This window comes from Alphaproteobacteria bacterium (assembly GCA_016722515.1).
GTDB lineage: Bacteria > Pseudomonadota > Alphaproteobacteria > Rickettsiales > JADKJE01 > JADKJE01.
This window is the reverse complement of record JADKJE010000004.1, coordinates 186,711-199,972: the sequence shown is the minus strand read 5'-3', so window position 1 is coordinate 199,972 and position 13,262 is coordinate 186,711. Positions and strand designations below refer to the sequence as shown.

22 protein-coding genes and 1 pseudogene are annotated in these 13,262 nt (G+C 46.9%); 21 read left to right on the top strand and 2 right to left on the bottom strand.

Translation table 11 applies throughout. The features are described 5' to 3' along the window. The first annotated feature begins 75 nt into the window (after nucleotides 1-75). From IPP74_11620 to IPP74_11530, 19 genes are all read left to right on the top strand, one after another. Entirely contained in the window at nucleotides 76-729 is a 654-nt protein-coding gene (locus IPP74_11620) for a hypothetical protein (protein ID MBL0319917.1), read from the top strand. 152 nt (nucleotides 730-881) lie between these two features. Then, entirely contained in the window at nucleotides 882-1,070 is a 189-nt protein-coding gene (locus IPP74_11615) for a hypothetical protein (GenBank protein MBL0319916.1), read from the top strand. Continuing rightward, on the top strand, nucleotides 1,051-1,401 hold the full coding sequence (locus IPP74_11610; GenBank protein ID MBL0319915.1) for a hypothetical protein: 351 nt from the start codon (nucleotides 1,051-1,053) through the stop codon (nucleotides 1,399-1,401). Before IPP74_11615 ends, IPP74_11610 begins: the two co-directional genes overlap by 20 nt. 94 nt (nucleotides 1,402-1,495) lie before the next feature. Further along, nucleotides 1,496-1,819, top strand: a complete 324-nt coding sequence (locus IPP74_11605) for a hypothetical protein (protein ID MBL0319914.1) — start codon at nucleotides 1,496-1,498, stop codon at nucleotides 1,817-1,819. A 193-nt stretch (nucleotides 1,820-2,012) separates the two neighbouring features. Next, entirely contained in the window at nucleotides 2,013-2,591 is a 579-nt protein-coding gene (locus IPP74_11600) for a hypothetical protein (protein MBL0319913.1), read from the top strand. A 276-nt stretch (nucleotides 2,592-2,867) separates the two neighbouring features. Continuing rightward, complete coding sequence (locus IPP74_11595) at nucleotides 2,868-3,284, top strand: recombinase RecT (GenBank protein ID MBL0319912.1); 417 nt, start codon at nucleotides 2,868-2,870, stop codon at nucleotides 3,282-3,284. Further along, on the top strand, nucleotides 3,263-3,499 hold the full coding sequence (locus IPP74_11590; GenBank protein MBL0319911.1) for a hypothetical protein: 237 nt from the start codon (nucleotides 3,263-3,265) through the stop codon (nucleotides 3,497-3,499). The genes IPP74_11595 and IPP74_11590 overlap by 22 nt, the downstream gene beginning before the upstream one ends. Then, nucleotides 3,423-3,761 (top strand): hypothetical protein, encoded by a 339-nt coding sequence (locus IPP74_11585; GenBank protein ID MBL0319910.1) that lies wholly within the window; start codon nucleotides 3,423-3,425, stop codon nucleotides 3,759-3,761. Before IPP74_11590 ends, IPP74_11585 begins: the two co-directional genes overlap by 77 nt. Nucleotides 3,762-3,763: 2 nt before the next feature. Next, nucleotides 3,764-4,039 (top strand): AAA family ATPase, encoded by a 276-nt coding sequence (locus tag IPP74_11580; GenBank protein MBL0319909.1) that lies wholly within the window; start codon nucleotides 3,764-3,766, stop codon nucleotides 4,037-4,039. After that, nucleotides 3,993-4,241 carry a hypothetical protein gene (locus tag IPP74_11575; protein MBL0319908.1) on the top strand — a complete coding sequence of 83 codons (249 nt, stop codon included), beginning with the start codon at nucleotides 3,993-3,995 and terminating at the stop codon, nucleotides 4,239-4,241. The genes IPP74_11580 and IPP74_11575 overlap by 47 nt, the downstream gene beginning before the upstream one ends. Then, on the top strand, nucleotides 4,241-4,396 hold the full coding sequence (locus IPP74_11570) for a hypothetical protein (GenBank protein MBL0319907.1): 156 nt from the start codon (nucleotides 4,241-4,243) through the stop codon (nucleotides 4,394-4,396). Before IPP74_11575 ends, IPP74_11570 begins: the two co-directional genes overlap by 1 nt. A 98-nt stretch (nucleotides 4,397-4,494) precedes the next feature. Continuing rightward, on the top strand, nucleotides 4,495-4,740 hold the full coding sequence (locus tag IPP74_11565) for a hypothetical protein (GenBank protein ID MBL0319906.1): 246 nt from the start codon (nucleotides 4,495-4,497) through the stop codon (nucleotides 4,738-4,740). A gap of 106 nt (nucleotides 4,741-4,846) precedes the next feature. Next, entirely contained in the window at nucleotides 4,847-5,428 is a 582-nt protein-coding gene (locus IPP74_11560) for a hypothetical protein (protein ID MBL0319905.1), read from the top strand. Continuing rightward, nucleotides 5,425-5,601 carry a hypothetical protein gene (locus tag IPP74_11555; protein MBL0319904.1) on the top strand — a complete coding sequence of 59 codons (177 nt, stop codon included), beginning with the start codon at nucleotides 5,425-5,427 and terminating at the stop codon, nucleotides 5,599-5,601. Before IPP74_11560 ends, IPP74_11555 begins: the two co-directional genes overlap by 4 nt. A 136-nt stretch (nucleotides 5,602-5,737) precedes the next feature. Continuing rightward, nucleotides 5,738-6,139 (top strand): integrase arm-type DNA-binding domain-containing protein, encoded by a 402-nt coding sequence (locus IPP74_11550; GenBank protein ID MBL0319903.1) that lies wholly within the window; start codon nucleotides 5,738-5,740, stop codon nucleotides 6,137-6,139. A gap of 44 nt (nucleotides 6,140-6,183) precedes the next feature. Next, on the top strand, nucleotides 6,184-6,519 hold the full coding sequence (locus IPP74_11545) for a hypothetical protein (protein MBL0319902.1): 336 nt from the start codon (nucleotides 6,184-6,186) through the stop codon (nucleotides 6,517-6,519). A gap of 84 nt (nucleotides 6,520-6,603) precedes the next feature. Beyond that, a complete protein-coding gene (locus tag IPP74_11540; GenBank protein ID MBL0319901.1) occupies nucleotides 6,604-6,894 on the top strand; it encodes a tyrosine-type recombinase/integrase in 291 nt (96 codons plus the stop codon). Further along, nucleotides 6,894-7,040: a hypothetical protein gene (locus tag IPP74_11535; protein ID MBL0319900.1), complete on the top strand. Its 147-nt coding sequence runs from the start codon at nucleotides 6,894-6,896 to the stop codon at nucleotides 7,038-7,040. Before IPP74_11540 ends, IPP74_11535 begins: the two co-directional genes overlap by 1 nt. A 753-nt stretch (nucleotides 7,041-7,793) precedes the next feature. Then, the gene (locus IPP74_11530) at nucleotides 7,794-8,276 is read left to right on the top strand and encodes a GNAT family N-acetyltransferase (GenBank protein MBL0319899.1); all 483 of its coding nucleotides are present in this window, start codon (nucleotides 7,794-7,796) and stop codon (nucleotides 8,274-8,276) included. 44 nt (nucleotides 8,277-8,320) lie between these two features. On the opposite strand, the pseudogene IPP74_11525 reads toward IPP74_11530, so the two are convergent. Beyond that, a pseudogene (locus IPP74_11525) lies at nucleotides 8,321-9,306 on the bottom strand (sodium-dependent bicarbonate transport family permease). Nucleotides 9,307-9,412: 106 nt separating this feature from the next. On the opposite strand from IPP74_11525, the gene IPP74_11520 reads away from it, so the two are divergent. Further along, complete coding sequence (locus tag IPP74_11520; GenBank protein MBL0319898.1) at nucleotides 9,413-10,270, top strand: LysR family transcriptional regulator; 858 nt, start codon at nucleotides 9,413-9,415, stop codon at nucleotides 10,268-10,270. On the opposite strand, the gene IPP74_11515 is transcribed toward IPP74_11520, so the two are convergent. Continuing rightward, complete coding sequence (locus IPP74_11515) at nucleotides 10,271-10,879, bottom strand: heme-binding protein (protein MBL0319897.1); 609 nt, start codon at nucleotides 10,877-10,879, stop codon at nucleotides 10,271-10,273. A 451-nt stretch (nucleotides 10,880-11,330) separates the two neighbouring features. Between IPP74_11515 and IPP74_11510 the strand changes: the two genes are divergently transcribed. Then, nucleotides 11,331-13,262 (top strand): FAD-binding oxidoreductase, encoded by a 1,932-nt coding sequence (locus tag IPP74_11510; GenBank protein MBL0319896.1) that lies wholly within the window; start codon nucleotides 11,331-11,333, stop codon nucleotides 13,260-13,262.

Here is a 13,262-nt window from a genome sequence, read left to right as displayed (position 1 = left end):
AAATAGTATTCTGTGGGGGAACATCGGAAGCGATGGTGAAAACTTTTTTTATTACGGACTTAGCAAAGACGCAAAATGACACAACTTGATACAAAGAAACTTCCGACACGCACAAAAGAGCTGGCTGATGATATTCAGTCGCGCTTTGGAGATAATTTTCTGCAAATGACGGAAGCCTGCAACCTGCTGGCGGATAAGTATAGCGGCAAACCAGTGGGCAAGGAAACGCTGCGCCAGTTCTATAATGATGCGCAAACTCGCCCAGGCGACCGCACGCTTTCAGAGCGAGTAGTTTTCCTGCTGTATAAAGCCTATGGTCTGGAACCCGGTTTTGCCACCAACCTGATTTACAATATGGACGAGGACAAGGCTAAAATCAGCCAGCACGCCAAGTTCTGCAAGCAATACATAACCGATCTGGCTTTGGCAAAAGGCATCTATCGTGTTGATTTGGGGCGCAATGCAGGCATTGACGAAACCACGATCAGTCGCCTGTTTAATGACAAAAAGCCGCAGGGCTTGCAGATGAAGCAGCTGGAAAAGCTCCGCAGTTATTACAAGTATAATTTTTCGCCGAGGTTTCAGGCTTTCCTTTCCCAAAAAGGCAGTTCCGATGGAGTGCCGATCGTTGGCTACTTCTCGCTCAAGAATGGTCAGGTGCTTCTTTATGCTGAGGAAGATAGAAAGAGCATTGAGGCGCCAGCGGGCATTGATGAGAAAAGATCTTGAGTGTGCGCGGCTTTGCGCGGCGATTTCTCGCGCGCGGAGGTCGATTTCGCTTGACGTATTTTAGCATACCTGCAATGTTACAAGTAGCTAACAAAGCTACTATGTAAATGATATGAAGCTACCACAACCACCAAAAGACCAAGAGGCTAACTATGACGAGAGGGAAACACGCATTTTCCGATGAGGATGATTGCGCCGATGCACCACTGCATTTCGGCAAATTAGAAATAAGAGGTCAGCACGTTATTGCTGACGATGAAATTCTGCACGAGTTGAACGGACAACGGCAGCGTTTCAGCGAAGAACCAGAAGGAGGCTCTTATGCCGCAACTTTGGTTTAATGCTTGGGAAAAAACTACGAAGCATCCAGTTACCGGCAAGCCCAGCCGTGAGGTTAGAATCGAAAGCGAGGCTTGCGCTTCCTATGACGATGCCATGCAGGAGCTGGATGATTACGCTCATGGCTGGCGCAGGCATGGCTTTCAATACTTTGGCGCTTACTGCCACGAGATAGATGCCACCAGCAAAACCGTGACCATCACCTTCCATGATGACCTGATGGACGAGCTCGACAGCTGGAACGAAGAACGCGAGCGCGATGCGAGGGAATACCGCTCCGCCGCCACATTATCAGCACATCAATTATGCAATGTTGGGAGGTCTGGATGGTAACCGGCCGTATAAACACACTTTGTCACCTCGCCCGCGGCTGGCCGACATTTACCCATTATCCACCGTCCTTGATTGCCCAGAGTGTGGCGGTGAGATGGTTCTGCGCGAAAGCCATAAATACAATCGTCCGTTTTATGGCTGCATCAACTTCCCCGCCTGTCGCGCTACACACGGAGCGCATCCTGATGGAAAGCCGCTAGGCATTCCCGCGGATGCAGAAACAAAGCGGTGGCGGATTGCGGCACATAATGCGCTCGATCCGCTGTGGGGGCGTGACGAGGAAAACTTACACGCGCAGATCCGCAAGCGATATCGAAACGCTGTTTATTCGTGGCTTGCGGAACGACTTGGCATCGAGAATATCGGGCGAACACTGTCATATCGGCTTGTTCCGGGATTGAACGTTGCCAGCAGGTAATCGCTGTTTGCAAGGCGCAAACAGGCAGAACATTTTGGCTTGGCACAACGAAAGGATGCCCAAACCGAAAAGAAAGGCATAGAGGCCGCCGCGCTATGCCCACTACTAAACCAATCGTCATCAGGTCATCGAGCCTGCCTTCATACGCTGATTGTGCCTTCGTCGCACGGGGGCAAAGCTGCTTTGGGAAGAATTGGCTGCGCAGGGCTACACGTTTAGGGAAACATCACAAGGAATTGGCGCTGCTCTAGGCACAAGCACCCATGAAGCCGCCAACTTCTCGCTGTCGCAAAAAATCAAAGACGGTTCACTCGGCAATGCTTCCGAAGCTATGGATATGGCGTTTGAAACCTTCCACACGATTCAAAACATGGAAGGCATTGTTTATGATTCCACCACGCCGACCTATGACCGCGCCGAGCTACAGCTCAAAACGCTGGTGAATATTTATCGCCTGAAAGTTGCCCCAGGCATTCAGCCTGTAGAAGTAGAAATCAGGCTGGAAGCCGATATTGGCGATGGCTACATCCTGTCAGGAAAATTCGATGTTCGTGAATTGGTTACTATCCGTGACCTGAAAACTGGCGCAGCAAGTCGCGCCCACATCTCGCAATACGGCGCATACGGAATGCTGTGTATGGCACATGGCCGCACGGTTGAAAGCATCATTGAAGATTATCTGCCGCGCGCGAGCCAGAACCAGAAACTTATCATTACGACGTGGATCGGCGATGAACGCTGCGCGCGGAATTCTGAAAAGTCTGAAACGTGATGTGGCGGAATACCGAGAAACAGGTGACCCCACGTCATTTATCGCCAACCCGCAGTCAATGCTTTGTTCTGACCGATTTTGCCCAGTGTGGGGAACAGAGTTTTGCCGCGAACATAAAAACAAAGGAGAGTAAAAATGGAAAAGAACCTAACGATTTTCGACCTACTGAATAAACCAGCAACGAAGAAGGCGCTGGAAAAAGTAGTGCCTGAATATACATGACGCCCGACAGGATGCTGAATCTGGCAGTGAACTGCCCTCGATAAAAGCCCTGATTTGAAGCATTGTGAACCTGAAACAGTGCTCGGTGCATTTATGGCAGCAGCATCACTTGGTTTGGAGCCGAACACGCCGCTCCAGCAGGCTTTCCTTATTCCGCGCAAGCGCAACTTCAAAGACAAGGAAACGAACACTTGGAAAACAAAAATGGAATGCACATTCCAGATTGGCAACCGAGGATTTCTCTATCTGTCCTATCAATCGCCAAGCATTTTTGCGATAACCACGAACGTCATCTACCGCGGTGAATCCTTTAAGTATGACAGTGGGCAAGCGTTTTTGACGCATGAACCGTCGCTAGAGCGTGAAACTGACGATGCAGATTTCGACAATATCATTGCCTCATATTGCGTGGTGATGTTCACGGAAAATCCGAATGTCAAAAATTCCGATTGTCGCCGCGCGGTGACCTGATTAAAATTCGGGAAAGCTCCGATACCTACCGCTATTTGCGTGATGCTATTGCAGCCGCTGGCAATGATGCAAAGGAAAGCTCAAGGCTGAAAAGCTTTGCCGATACCGCATGTGGTGAAGTGGGCAAAGCCGATGTGCATGAAGTCATCCATCAAGCAAGCCTGCAAGCAGTTGCCGCTTACCACGCAGATGAAACGTGCCGCCCAGCTGGATGATTTTTCAGAAATCGGCAAGCTCGATCTGCGCAGCATTGCCTTCATCAAAGATAGTGCCGAGTTGGATGCGGTGGTTTCCGCCACAGCATTGCCTGCGCCCAGCGAAAGCGAAAAGCCGCTGCCCAGCATTAACCTGAATGACAAAAAGCAACCGCAGCCGATCGCTGCAAAGAATTCTGCGCCAAAGCCTAATCAAACGATGGATGGCCCACCGCCAGGACACCCCGCATCTTTTAACCAACACGACACAGGAGGATTTTAACTATGACTATCACCGTAAACATAAACAATTTCAGAAAAATAAAGGAAGCCAGCTTTTCCATTGCGCCAGTGGCGCTATTGGTGGGCGAAAATGAAAATGGCAAATCCAGCATTGCGCAGGCAGTAGCACTTGCGGCTGCACAGCAACCATTGCCACGCCATATTGCCAAGAAAGATGCCAAAATGCTGGTGCATGATGGCGCCAAGAGCGGCAAAGTTGAGCTGGGGCGTGATGACGTTGCCACTGCACTTTCGGCCGCTTGCAGAATGCAAGATTAACGGACAGGGCAAACCAGTTCAGGCATCCGAGTTTGCTGTTGGGCTTAAAAGCATTTTCAGTTTGAGCAATACCGAGAAGGTTGCCTATTTTATCAGCCTGCTCAAAGCCAACCCCACGCTTGATGACCTCAAGGTGAAATTGCCAAAAAGCCTTGACCACCAGTTGCCAGATATTTGGAAACAGATTCAGGAATCTGGCTGATGAAGCTCACGCCGGCAAAATCTGATGAAGCAGATCTGACAGGGCAATGGAAAAAACGCAACAGGCGAAACAAAGTGGAATGTATCATCTGCCGGCAACTGGCGACCTGCCACTTGGGAAATGGATTTGAACGTGCCGAGCGCACTGACCTTTGAGGTTGCTTATGCCGAAGCAAAAAGGAGCTGGAAGATTCGCTGAAAGTTCAAGGTGCAGCGGCATTTGACCGCACTCAGGCAAAGGCTTGTGGATAGGGTTGCCAGAATACGAAAAGCGGCTTTCTGATGCAAAAGCAGAGTTGCAAACGGCAGAAACCAAGTATGCAGACCTAACGAAAGACCTGAATGCGCTTGGTTATAGTGGTGATGAGCCGCTTGTTTGCCCTGATTGCGGTTCACAGCCATGCTTAATCAGGAGCGAAAAATTGACCCAAGCAGAAACGGTCGATGAGCGCATCAAGGAAAGATATTTGGAGCTTGGCGCAGAGCTGAAACTCAAATAGTCGAAGCAACCCGCCTGCGTGATGAAGTCACACTGGCGTAGCACCAGCTCACAGAGGTTGAGAAAGCAAAAGAAAAATTGGAAAGTCTCGCACGGGAGGTGCGATTGTGGACGTGGAAGCCATGCGCACCGCCTACGCCAAAGCCGAACGCAGGCTGGATGATTTCAATTCCTTCCATAAATCCCAGCAGCTTTATGAGCGCATCCTGACCCAAAAGGAGCTGGTTGCAGCGCTTGGTCAAAGCGGCGTTCGCAAGATAAAGCTCGACCAGCAGATAACAAAATTCTGTGAAGAGGTGCTGAAACCTTTGAGCGTGGCTTATGGCTGCGAGCATATCTGGCTGGATAATGATTTGGAAATCTGGCGTGGGCAAAGGCACTACAGCTTACTTTCCCGATCAGCTCGCTATGCGGTGCGCATTGTTCTGCAGGCAGCAATCGCAATGGCTGACCGCTCTGAATTGCTGGTGATTGATGACATTGACGAAATCAATGACCGCCGCAACCGTGCCGGAATGATGGCGATGGTTACCTCCACAGGCATCCCTGCGCTGGTGTGTATGGCAAAACGTCCAGAGGAAAATGCACCTGACTTGTCCGCGCGCGGCACTGGTCAGACTTATTCAGTCATCGAAGGCGTGGTGCAGCCGTTCAATCCACCAGCTGCGCAGGAGGCGCTAAGAGCATGACCGATTTAACGAGGAAAATCCTTGAGAGTTCAACAAAGGAGCTGCGGGCTCTCAAGGAAGAGCATGAAGGCACGTTAGCGGCAGTGGTCATCGACCAAGAAATCCGACTGCGTGACCACACGGACAGCCTTGGCAAGCTGAACCGAGATTACATCAACCGAAAGGAATTATAGGAGCATAGGCACAAATGGAAAACACACCACAACCAACCAGTTACAGAAATGCAAACTCACCAAAACCATTATTGATAACGCTCAACCTGCTGGTCATCGTTACCATATTCATGATGCAGAAGTTCCAGGCTTCTCATTGAAAGTAGAGCCGAGCGGTTCCAAAATTTACGTTTTGGATTATCGTAGTGGTGGCGGTGGCAGGCGAGCGCCGAAGAAGCGTATTAAAATAGGCAAGCACGGTGTTTTTACACTTGAACAGGCGCGAACAAAGGCAAAAGAATATCTTGCCAAAATCGTACTTGGCGATGACCCAGCAGAAAATCGTGACGTAGAGCGCGGCAAAAACTTATTCAAACATATTAGCGAACGTTATCTCAAGGAGTACATCGCGCATCACAACAAACCATCAACGGTAAGAGGAAAGCGGCACGTTCTTAATGGAGCTATACTACCGCACTTTAGGAATATGTGTGTTGAGGATATTACGCGCAAAGATGTGCAAGAGTGTATGGCAAACTTCACAAAACACCCTGATTAATGCCAACGTTCACTTGCCTGTCGCTTTCGTACAGATGAGTGTTTATGAAGATTGGGGGCTACGCGCACAAAATAGCAACCCTTGCCTTGGCATTAAACGCTACAAAGAAAATAAGCGTGAGCGTTATCTCAATGAAGCAGAATTGCGCCGGCTGGATAGAAACCATTAACGCCGCCGAAGCAGACGGCAGCGAAGAACGCAGTATGATGATTTTTCCGCCTGCTGATTTTCACAGGCGCTCGGCAGGGGAATTGCTCACGGCAAAATGGGAGTACATCAATTATGAAGATGGCGCTAGAGCTTCCAGATTCCAAAACAGGAAAGAAAGGTCAATCTTGCCCCGGAGGCACTGGATGAAATCGCAAAGCTGGAGCGGGTAGTTGGTAATCCGTATTTGTTCCCCAGCTTATTTGTCGGAGTGCAAGAAAAGCTCGGCAGGCATCATTCCCCGCCTAGCATGAAATGTGGGTAGGATTTTAGAAAAGGCGGGCATCAAGGATTTGCGCAAGCATGATCTGCGCCATGCGTTTGCATCATTTGCTATCATGGCAGGGCTTACCTTGGAAGAAATTGGACAGCTTTTAGGGCATCTAACGCCCCAAACCACTAAACGATATTCTCACCTTGTAGATTCTCACCGCAAAAAACTTACCAATGCAGTGGGTACGCAGATCAGCTCGATATTGCAGAAGCAAGACCAGAAGGTCGTAAATCTCACTACCCGAAGAAACAACCAAACCAAAGGAGAAGCATAATGAAAACACAACGTAAAACCACTAGTGCAGCGATGCGAAAAGTTCTTGATGCAGCAGATGCCGCACAGAAGGTTAAGGTCTTGGATACGATTTTGGTATTAGTGCCCCAGCTGCATTTTACTAATTTAGTTTTTGCTCGCAGGTGAAGGCATCCAGGCAAAGGAGGAAGCAAACGAACTCATTAGAAAAAATTAGTGGCCTCGAAGGAATAAATCCAAAACTGCCCACTCAAAAATCCAAATGAGTTGATGAGCCTCGGCAGGTGGCAAGTGAATTAGGCATCACCACGAAGGCATTGGAGAAATGGCGAGTTAATGGTGATGGTCCAGTGTATGTAAAACTAGGCAATGGACCACGAGCTCATGTTCGTTATAAGAGAAAGGTAATTGAAGATTATATTGCATTATTCACGCGCGACCATACCAGTCGGCACACCGCTTAGGTGCAATCTGCCTATGGTGTTCCTAGCCCCCGCTAGACTATGAAACATATATACGTTGTAAGGCTCTACTAGTCGCCAAATGGTAGGCACGGCGGCTAAAAAGCTCTAAAAACGTAACGGACACGATAGAAAACTATAGATTTGGGTGGATTGAAAATTCTCACCTCGGAAAGCATTGAAATAGCTCGTTATCATCTTGATTTCTCGGTCAGCATCTGTATAGATAGTAAACTGTGCCTTAAGGGAAAAATTGTGTATTTTGACCGACTCAAAATCTACTGCCGCGAGGCGTGCTGGTTCGAGTCCGGCCAGGGGCACCACTTCAGAACTAGTATACGCAAAAGCGGTTCAATTCCGTGTGGGACAAAGAGTTGGCTCTGGTTCTAAATTTCCGATACCCAATTTGCTCGGATTTGGATAGAAATTAGGCAATTCAACGAGATGAGCGGTTCTAACAGTGATTCTGCAACTTACAGAAAATGATTTTCAGCAGTGGAAAGTATTAAGGCTTGAGGCCGTCAAACTTAATCCCGAATCATTTGGTGAGTCATTTGAAAATGTGCAGAAACAAGATGAAGCATGGTTTCATGATTCCCTGAAAAGAGGGACAATGTTTGCCTATGAAACAGATGGCGAAATGGTAGGTCTAGTCGGAACATTTCCAATGCAGCCCGGCAATCTTAAACACCGTGCTGTACTATTTGGACTTTATGTAAAGCCAGAATATCGCAGCAAGGGCATTGCCAGCACTTTAGTTGAGCATGTTATAGGGTATGTTAAGCCGACACATGAACAAATCCATCTAACGGTTGCCACAAATAATGAGGCCGCTACTGCACTATATAAAAAGCATGGCTTTATTGTTTATGGTACAGAGCCGGACGCACTGAAAATTGGAAATGACTACTATGACGAATATCTCATGCTAAAGAAATTGTGAGATGCTCTGAATCACCTCAATAAACTCCAAGATCCGGTTTTCGGTTAGTGGTTAAGCAGTCGGGTGGCGATGGCGAAATAGAGTGGGATGCCCAGCGTCACGTTAAAGGGGAAGGTAATGGCAAGGCTCATCGGCACATAAATCGCGGCCTTAGCTTCTGGCAGGGCAAGGCGCATAGCAGCAGGCACTGCGATATAGGAGGCGCTACCGCACAACACCGTGAGCAACGTGCCGGTGCCGACATCAAGGCCGATGAGCCAACTGATGCTAACGCCAATGCTTGCGCCGATGATTGGCATGTAGATGCCAAACAGCGCCAGCGGCCATGTTAAGCTCTTGAGGTGATGCAGGTTCTTGGCCACCAGCAATCCCATATCGAGGAGGAACAGGCAGAGGATGCCTTGGAATGGCGCATCCAAGAAGCCTGATACCTTATCAAAACCCGGCTGGCCAGTAATCCAGCCAATTAGAAATGCTCCGAAAAGCAGCAGTATCGCGCCGTTCGTAAAAATCTCGCGGGAGAGTTTTTTCTCTTCCTTTTTGTGAGTGCGTGTTTCGGGTGCGGTTTTATGTGCGATAAAAAGTCCTGTAAGAATAGCCGGTGCTTCCATCAGCGCGAGGATGGCTACGATATAGCCTGCGTAAGCGATGTCGTTACTTTTAAGAAGGTGGTGGCGGTGGCGAAGGTCACCATACTGATCGAGCCGTAATGCGCGGCAACGGCAGCAGCCGTTGGGCGATCAAGATTCGTGGTTAGTCGCAAGATGCTGTAGGAAAGAAACGGCAGCAGAAGACTCACCGCGAATCCACCACTAATGGCTAATAATATCTGTGGTGTAAATTCTTGCGTATTAGCGATGGCTACGCCGCCTTTCAGACCGATTGCCATCATCAGATAGATGGAAAGATACCGGCTGATGCTATCTGGTACTTCCAGGTCTGATTTTACGAAACCCGCTGCGATGCCAAGGGCAAAGAACAGAATGGCAGGAGAGAGTATGTTTTGGGATATGAGGTACAGGAATTCCATAAAATTCTTTGCTTTTGTGGTTAGTAAGTTAAGATTACGATGGAATTAACCATATTGAAAATTAATAGTTATCATATATAGTATGAGAATAACTCATAGGTAAAGCATGCCATTCCACACCGATACCCTAACGCTAAAGAGCTTTATTTCCATTGCAGAAACAGGCACGTTCAGCCATGCGGCGGAAGTGGTTGGGCGAACACAATCGGCTCTTAGCTTACAAATAAAGAAGCTCGAAGATGGTTTGGGATGCCAACTCTTTGATCGCTCCGGGCGCAAGGTGAAGCTCACCGATCAGGGCGAGATTTTCCTTGGCTACTCCAAGCGCATTATCCAGCTGCAGTGGGAAGCCTATAGTCGCCTGAGGGAGCCGGATATTGAAGGCGAAATACGCCTCGGCACGCCGGAGGATTTTGCCACCCATTATTTACCCGAGGTTCTTTCGTCCTTCCGCGAGCACCATCCGCGTGTGCAGCTTAATGTATCATGCGATCTCACGCTGAACCTAATCGATGGTTTCCGGCGCGGTGATTACGATGTGATACTGGTGAAGCGCGACCCCAAAGCCACCAAGGGGGGCACAAAAGTCTGGCGTGAACCTCTGGTATGGGCAGCTTCCGATCACCACAAGCCGGAGGAACCACTTTCGTTAGTATTATCACCGCAGCCTTGTATATATCGTGCGCGGGCTCTGGTTGCGCTGGATAAAGCAAAAAAGCCGTGGCGCATAGCCTACACCAGCCCCAGCCTTGCCGGTACGATTGCAGCCGTGAAAGCTGGACTCGGCATCACAGTGCTACCAGCCAACATGTTACCCAGTGGTGTTCATCCGATTCGCAAAGAAATCACATTACCGGAACTAGCAGATGCAGAAATCGCGCTGATGAAGCGTGATGATTTATCCAAGGCATCAGAAATGCTGGCTGAGCATATTGTTCACAGCTTAGAAAATGGCACTGTATGACTATTTAGCGACTTCCACCATCACTTCATTGCGGCGGAGGAAAGGCAGCGTCCACGGTGGATTGAAGAAGGCATACGTGGCTTGCGATAGTGGCTCAAGTTTTTTATCCTTGATGAAGGTGTTTAATGCATCCGTCTGTTGTTTGAGGCTATCTTCGCCAGCCATTCCAGAAAACCGTATGACAACGAAACGCTTGCCCGGAATTTTTTCCAACGTTACCGCATCATTATTGGGCTTTGGTAGCGTGTCCATCGTGTATGTGGAGGGCATAACAAAGCGTACTTTCCAACGATTGCCTGCACCAGTTTGTGTAACCGGTGTCGTCATGGCTATTTTCTCGGCGGGTTGCTGAATAACGGGCGCGGTCATCGCTACATTCTGTTTTGGAGCGTTGTTGCCGAAGATATAATCGGCGATGATACGGAAACCCTTATTGATAGCCTCCTTGCGCTCGCCCGATACGTCCGCTTCGGCCACGATCAACGGGCCATAATCGCGGATTTGAATATCGCCTTGCGATTCCACGACGTCATACGTTGCTTGCTCGACTTTACTACTCACCAACGGCCCCCATGCTGCTGCGCCAATAACGGCTAAACCTGCGATCATCCATAACATGCGCTTCCTCATTTCAATCCGCCTTAATGAAAACCAAGATTCTCACGTTATTCCAGTCATGAGCCTTGTATTTATTAAATTCTTCTTTTAAACAATACGCCACAAATGATTTATATGATAGGTAATAAATTGCCTATGCTCGATACGTTTTTTTAAAACAGCCACGTTAAGGGGCTCCCATTGACAATATTCTCCGTTTTGAGCTGTGTGTGGGGGGATTTTCATAGCGAATAACATTCCCAAAAGTTGTACCAAGAGGGTCGAAGTTTCGCTGCGCTGGTGCACCATTTACCTAAAACAAGGATAACTTTAAATAAAAACTTAAATCTTTTGATTTTTAAAAAGCATTAATTTTTATTAATAAGTTGGGTGGTTTATTTAATTGACATTTATGTGACATTTTGTTCATAGTGTGCTTCAGAAATAGCGAGGAGATTGTCTTATGGCATTAACTAATTCAGTAAAATTAATAAAATTATTATTAGAATATGAGGTGTCAACTTTAGAAAAATTTAGAATATTAAGAGATTCGTACCTATTATTGCCAGTAAATTCTTTGATGAGCAGTCAACATTTCCCTTTGCCACCGCAACAATTTATCTCCAGAAGCGATCTCTTAGAAAAGATGAAGGAAATTGTAGGCAAGAAAAATGTTCTGGAGAAAAATATTCAACGCTATGTTAAAAGTTATAGGGATCCTCGCGGAATAGAGCATGAAGGGAAAGCATTATGCGTTTTAATGCCAGGTACTCTTGAGGAGCTATCAACTATCCAGAAATTTTTATACGGAAAAGGATTACATGAAACAGGAAAAATTATTGGCTATGTTCAACAAGGGGGCAATACAGGATTAACCGGTGCGTCTACTCCCAATAACGGGGAAATAGTCATTAGTTTAGAGCGTTTAAATAAAATTACGAATTTAAATACAGCGGAACGCACTATTTACGTTGAAGCGGGTACGACTCTTCAGGAAATACAGAATTTTTTGGATACCGAGAAAACAGATGGCGAATGCCCCATTGCCCATGGCATTGATCAGGTTACCACACTCGGGGGGGCAATTATGACTCGAGGCAGTGGTTCAGAATCAATGAGAAAAAAAGATTCGGCAGAACCTGTACGCGGGTACTGTTTTGTTTTACCCGATGGAACCGTTATTTTCAATGATAGCCAAGTCTATAAGAGAAATTCATTTCCCCATTTTGAACAAATGTGGTACGGATCACAAGGCGTTTATGGAACGTTAGCTGGTTGTGTACTGACCTATCTCCCTAAAATTCAAGAGGAAAGAACGCTTATTATCAGTGCCCCACGGTATGATTTAGAGGCAATTTTAAACGTCATTAACGGTTACTATAAACAATATTTGCAGTCGGTTGAATTGCTGTCAAATACGACACTTTCTATTTTGGAAACTCAATCACCAGATGGTTTTAAAAGTTGTTTTGGTTCGATGGAATCCATACCAAATGATGCCTTGATGCTCAAGTTCTATAATGAATCAACAAGCAAAGAGGTGATTACGGATGTTATCAATAATTTTACAGGTAAGATTATCAAATTAAACCCTCATATAGACATAAAGCCACTTTCTGCTGAGCAACAAAAAGTAGCCTGGAATTTGCGCCGTCACGTTGCCTCTTTTACCAAGCAATATATTGCCGCCAAAGAGGCATTTCTAATTCCTTTAGATATATCAATTCCTTTCCAGGAAGTGAAGCAGGAAAGGGATGATTTTACTCAAAGATTCCGTAACATATTGGAGACATTAAACATTCATTTTGATATATCTGAATTTTGTCATGCGGGGGATAGTGGTGCCCACATCAATGTTATTATATATGGTCAATACACCGATAAAGAAAAAAATCTGCTTGTCTCGCTTGTTAAACAGATTGGTTATAGAATTAATGCCGATTTAAATGGGAGTTGTGGTGCAGAACATGGAGTTGGTCCTGATAACATCAAGTATGTCATGCAATATGAGATTTCTGCTTCAATTCTGCGTACATTGACCTTGTTGCGTATGATGCATGATCCTTTTAATCAATGCTCTGCAGCGGCATCAATTGATAGTGTTAAGTTAGAAGAACTCATTCGAGTTCAGGAAAAAATTATTTCTGATTTGCAGATGGATATGCATGATCCGTTGAATCGAAATATAATGCTTAGTGGGTGCAGCGCAAATGACGCTAATTCTGGGATTGATAGTGAGAGTGCTCTTGATAGTGGTGCTCATAGTGATCAATGGAAGCAAAGACTGTCTGTCATTCTTGGACATTTATCAGGACCAGGTGAACAACCATGGACAAAAAAAGTAAGCAAACAGCCTGCAAATGGGACTGGTTCTGTTCGGCAACAGAGTATCTAG

Bases quoted from the DNA above. Each gene is read 5' to 3' on its own strand.
- IPP74_11620 (MBL0319917.1), top strand. From the start codon at position 76: ATGACACAACTTGATACAAAGAAACTTCCGACACGCACAAAAGAGCTG.
- IPP74_11615 (MBL0319916.1), top strand. From the start codon at position 882: ATGACGAGAGGGAAACACGCATTTTCCGATGAGGATGATTGCGCCGAT.
- IPP74_11610 (MBL0319915.1), top strand. From the start codon at position 1,051: ATGCCGCAACTTTGGTTTAATGCTTGGGAAAAAACTACGAAGCATCCA.
- IPP74_11605 (MBL0319914.1), top strand. From the start codon at position 1,496: ATGGTTCTGCGCGAAAGCCATAAATACAATCGTCCGTTTTATGGCTGC.
- IPP74_11585 (MBL0319910.1), top strand. From the start codon at position 3,423: ATGAAGTCATCCATCAAGCAAGCCTGCAAGCAGTTGCCGCTTACCACG.
- IPP74_11580 (MBL0319909.1), top strand. From the start codon at position 3,764: ATGACTATCACCGTAAACATAAACAATTTCAGAAAAATAAAGGAAGCC.
- IPP74_11575 (MBL0319908.1), top strand. From the start codon at position 3,993: ATGACGTTGCCACTGCACTTTCGGCCGCTTGCAGAATGCAAGATTAAC.
- IPP74_11570 (MBL0319907.1), top strand. From the start codon at position 4,241: ATGAAGCTCACGCCGGCAAAATCTGATGAAGCAGATCTGACAGGGCAA.
- IPP74_11555 (MBL0319904.1), top strand. From the start codon at position 5,425: ATGACCGATTTAACGAGGAAAATCCTTGAGAGTTCAACAAAGGAGCTG.
- IPP74_11545 (MBL0319902.1), top strand. From the start codon at position 6,184: ATGAAGATTGGGGGCTACGCGCACAAAATAGCAACCCTTGCCTTGGCA.
- IPP74_11535 (MBL0319900.1), top strand. From the start codon at position 6,894: ATGAAAACACAACGTAAAACCACTAGTGCAGCGATGCGAAAAGTTCTT.
- IPP74_11520 (MBL0319898.1), top strand. From the start codon at position 9,413: ATGCCATTCCACACCGATACCCTAACGCTAAAGAGCTTTATTTCCATT.
- IPP74_11515 (MBL0319897.1), bottom strand. From the start codon at position 10,879: ATGATCGCAGGTTTAGCCGTTATTGGCGCAGCAGCATGGGGGCCGTTG.
- IPP74_11510 (MBL0319896.1), top strand. From the start codon at position 11,331: ATGGCATTAACTAATTCAGTAAAATTAATAAAATTATTATTAGAATAT.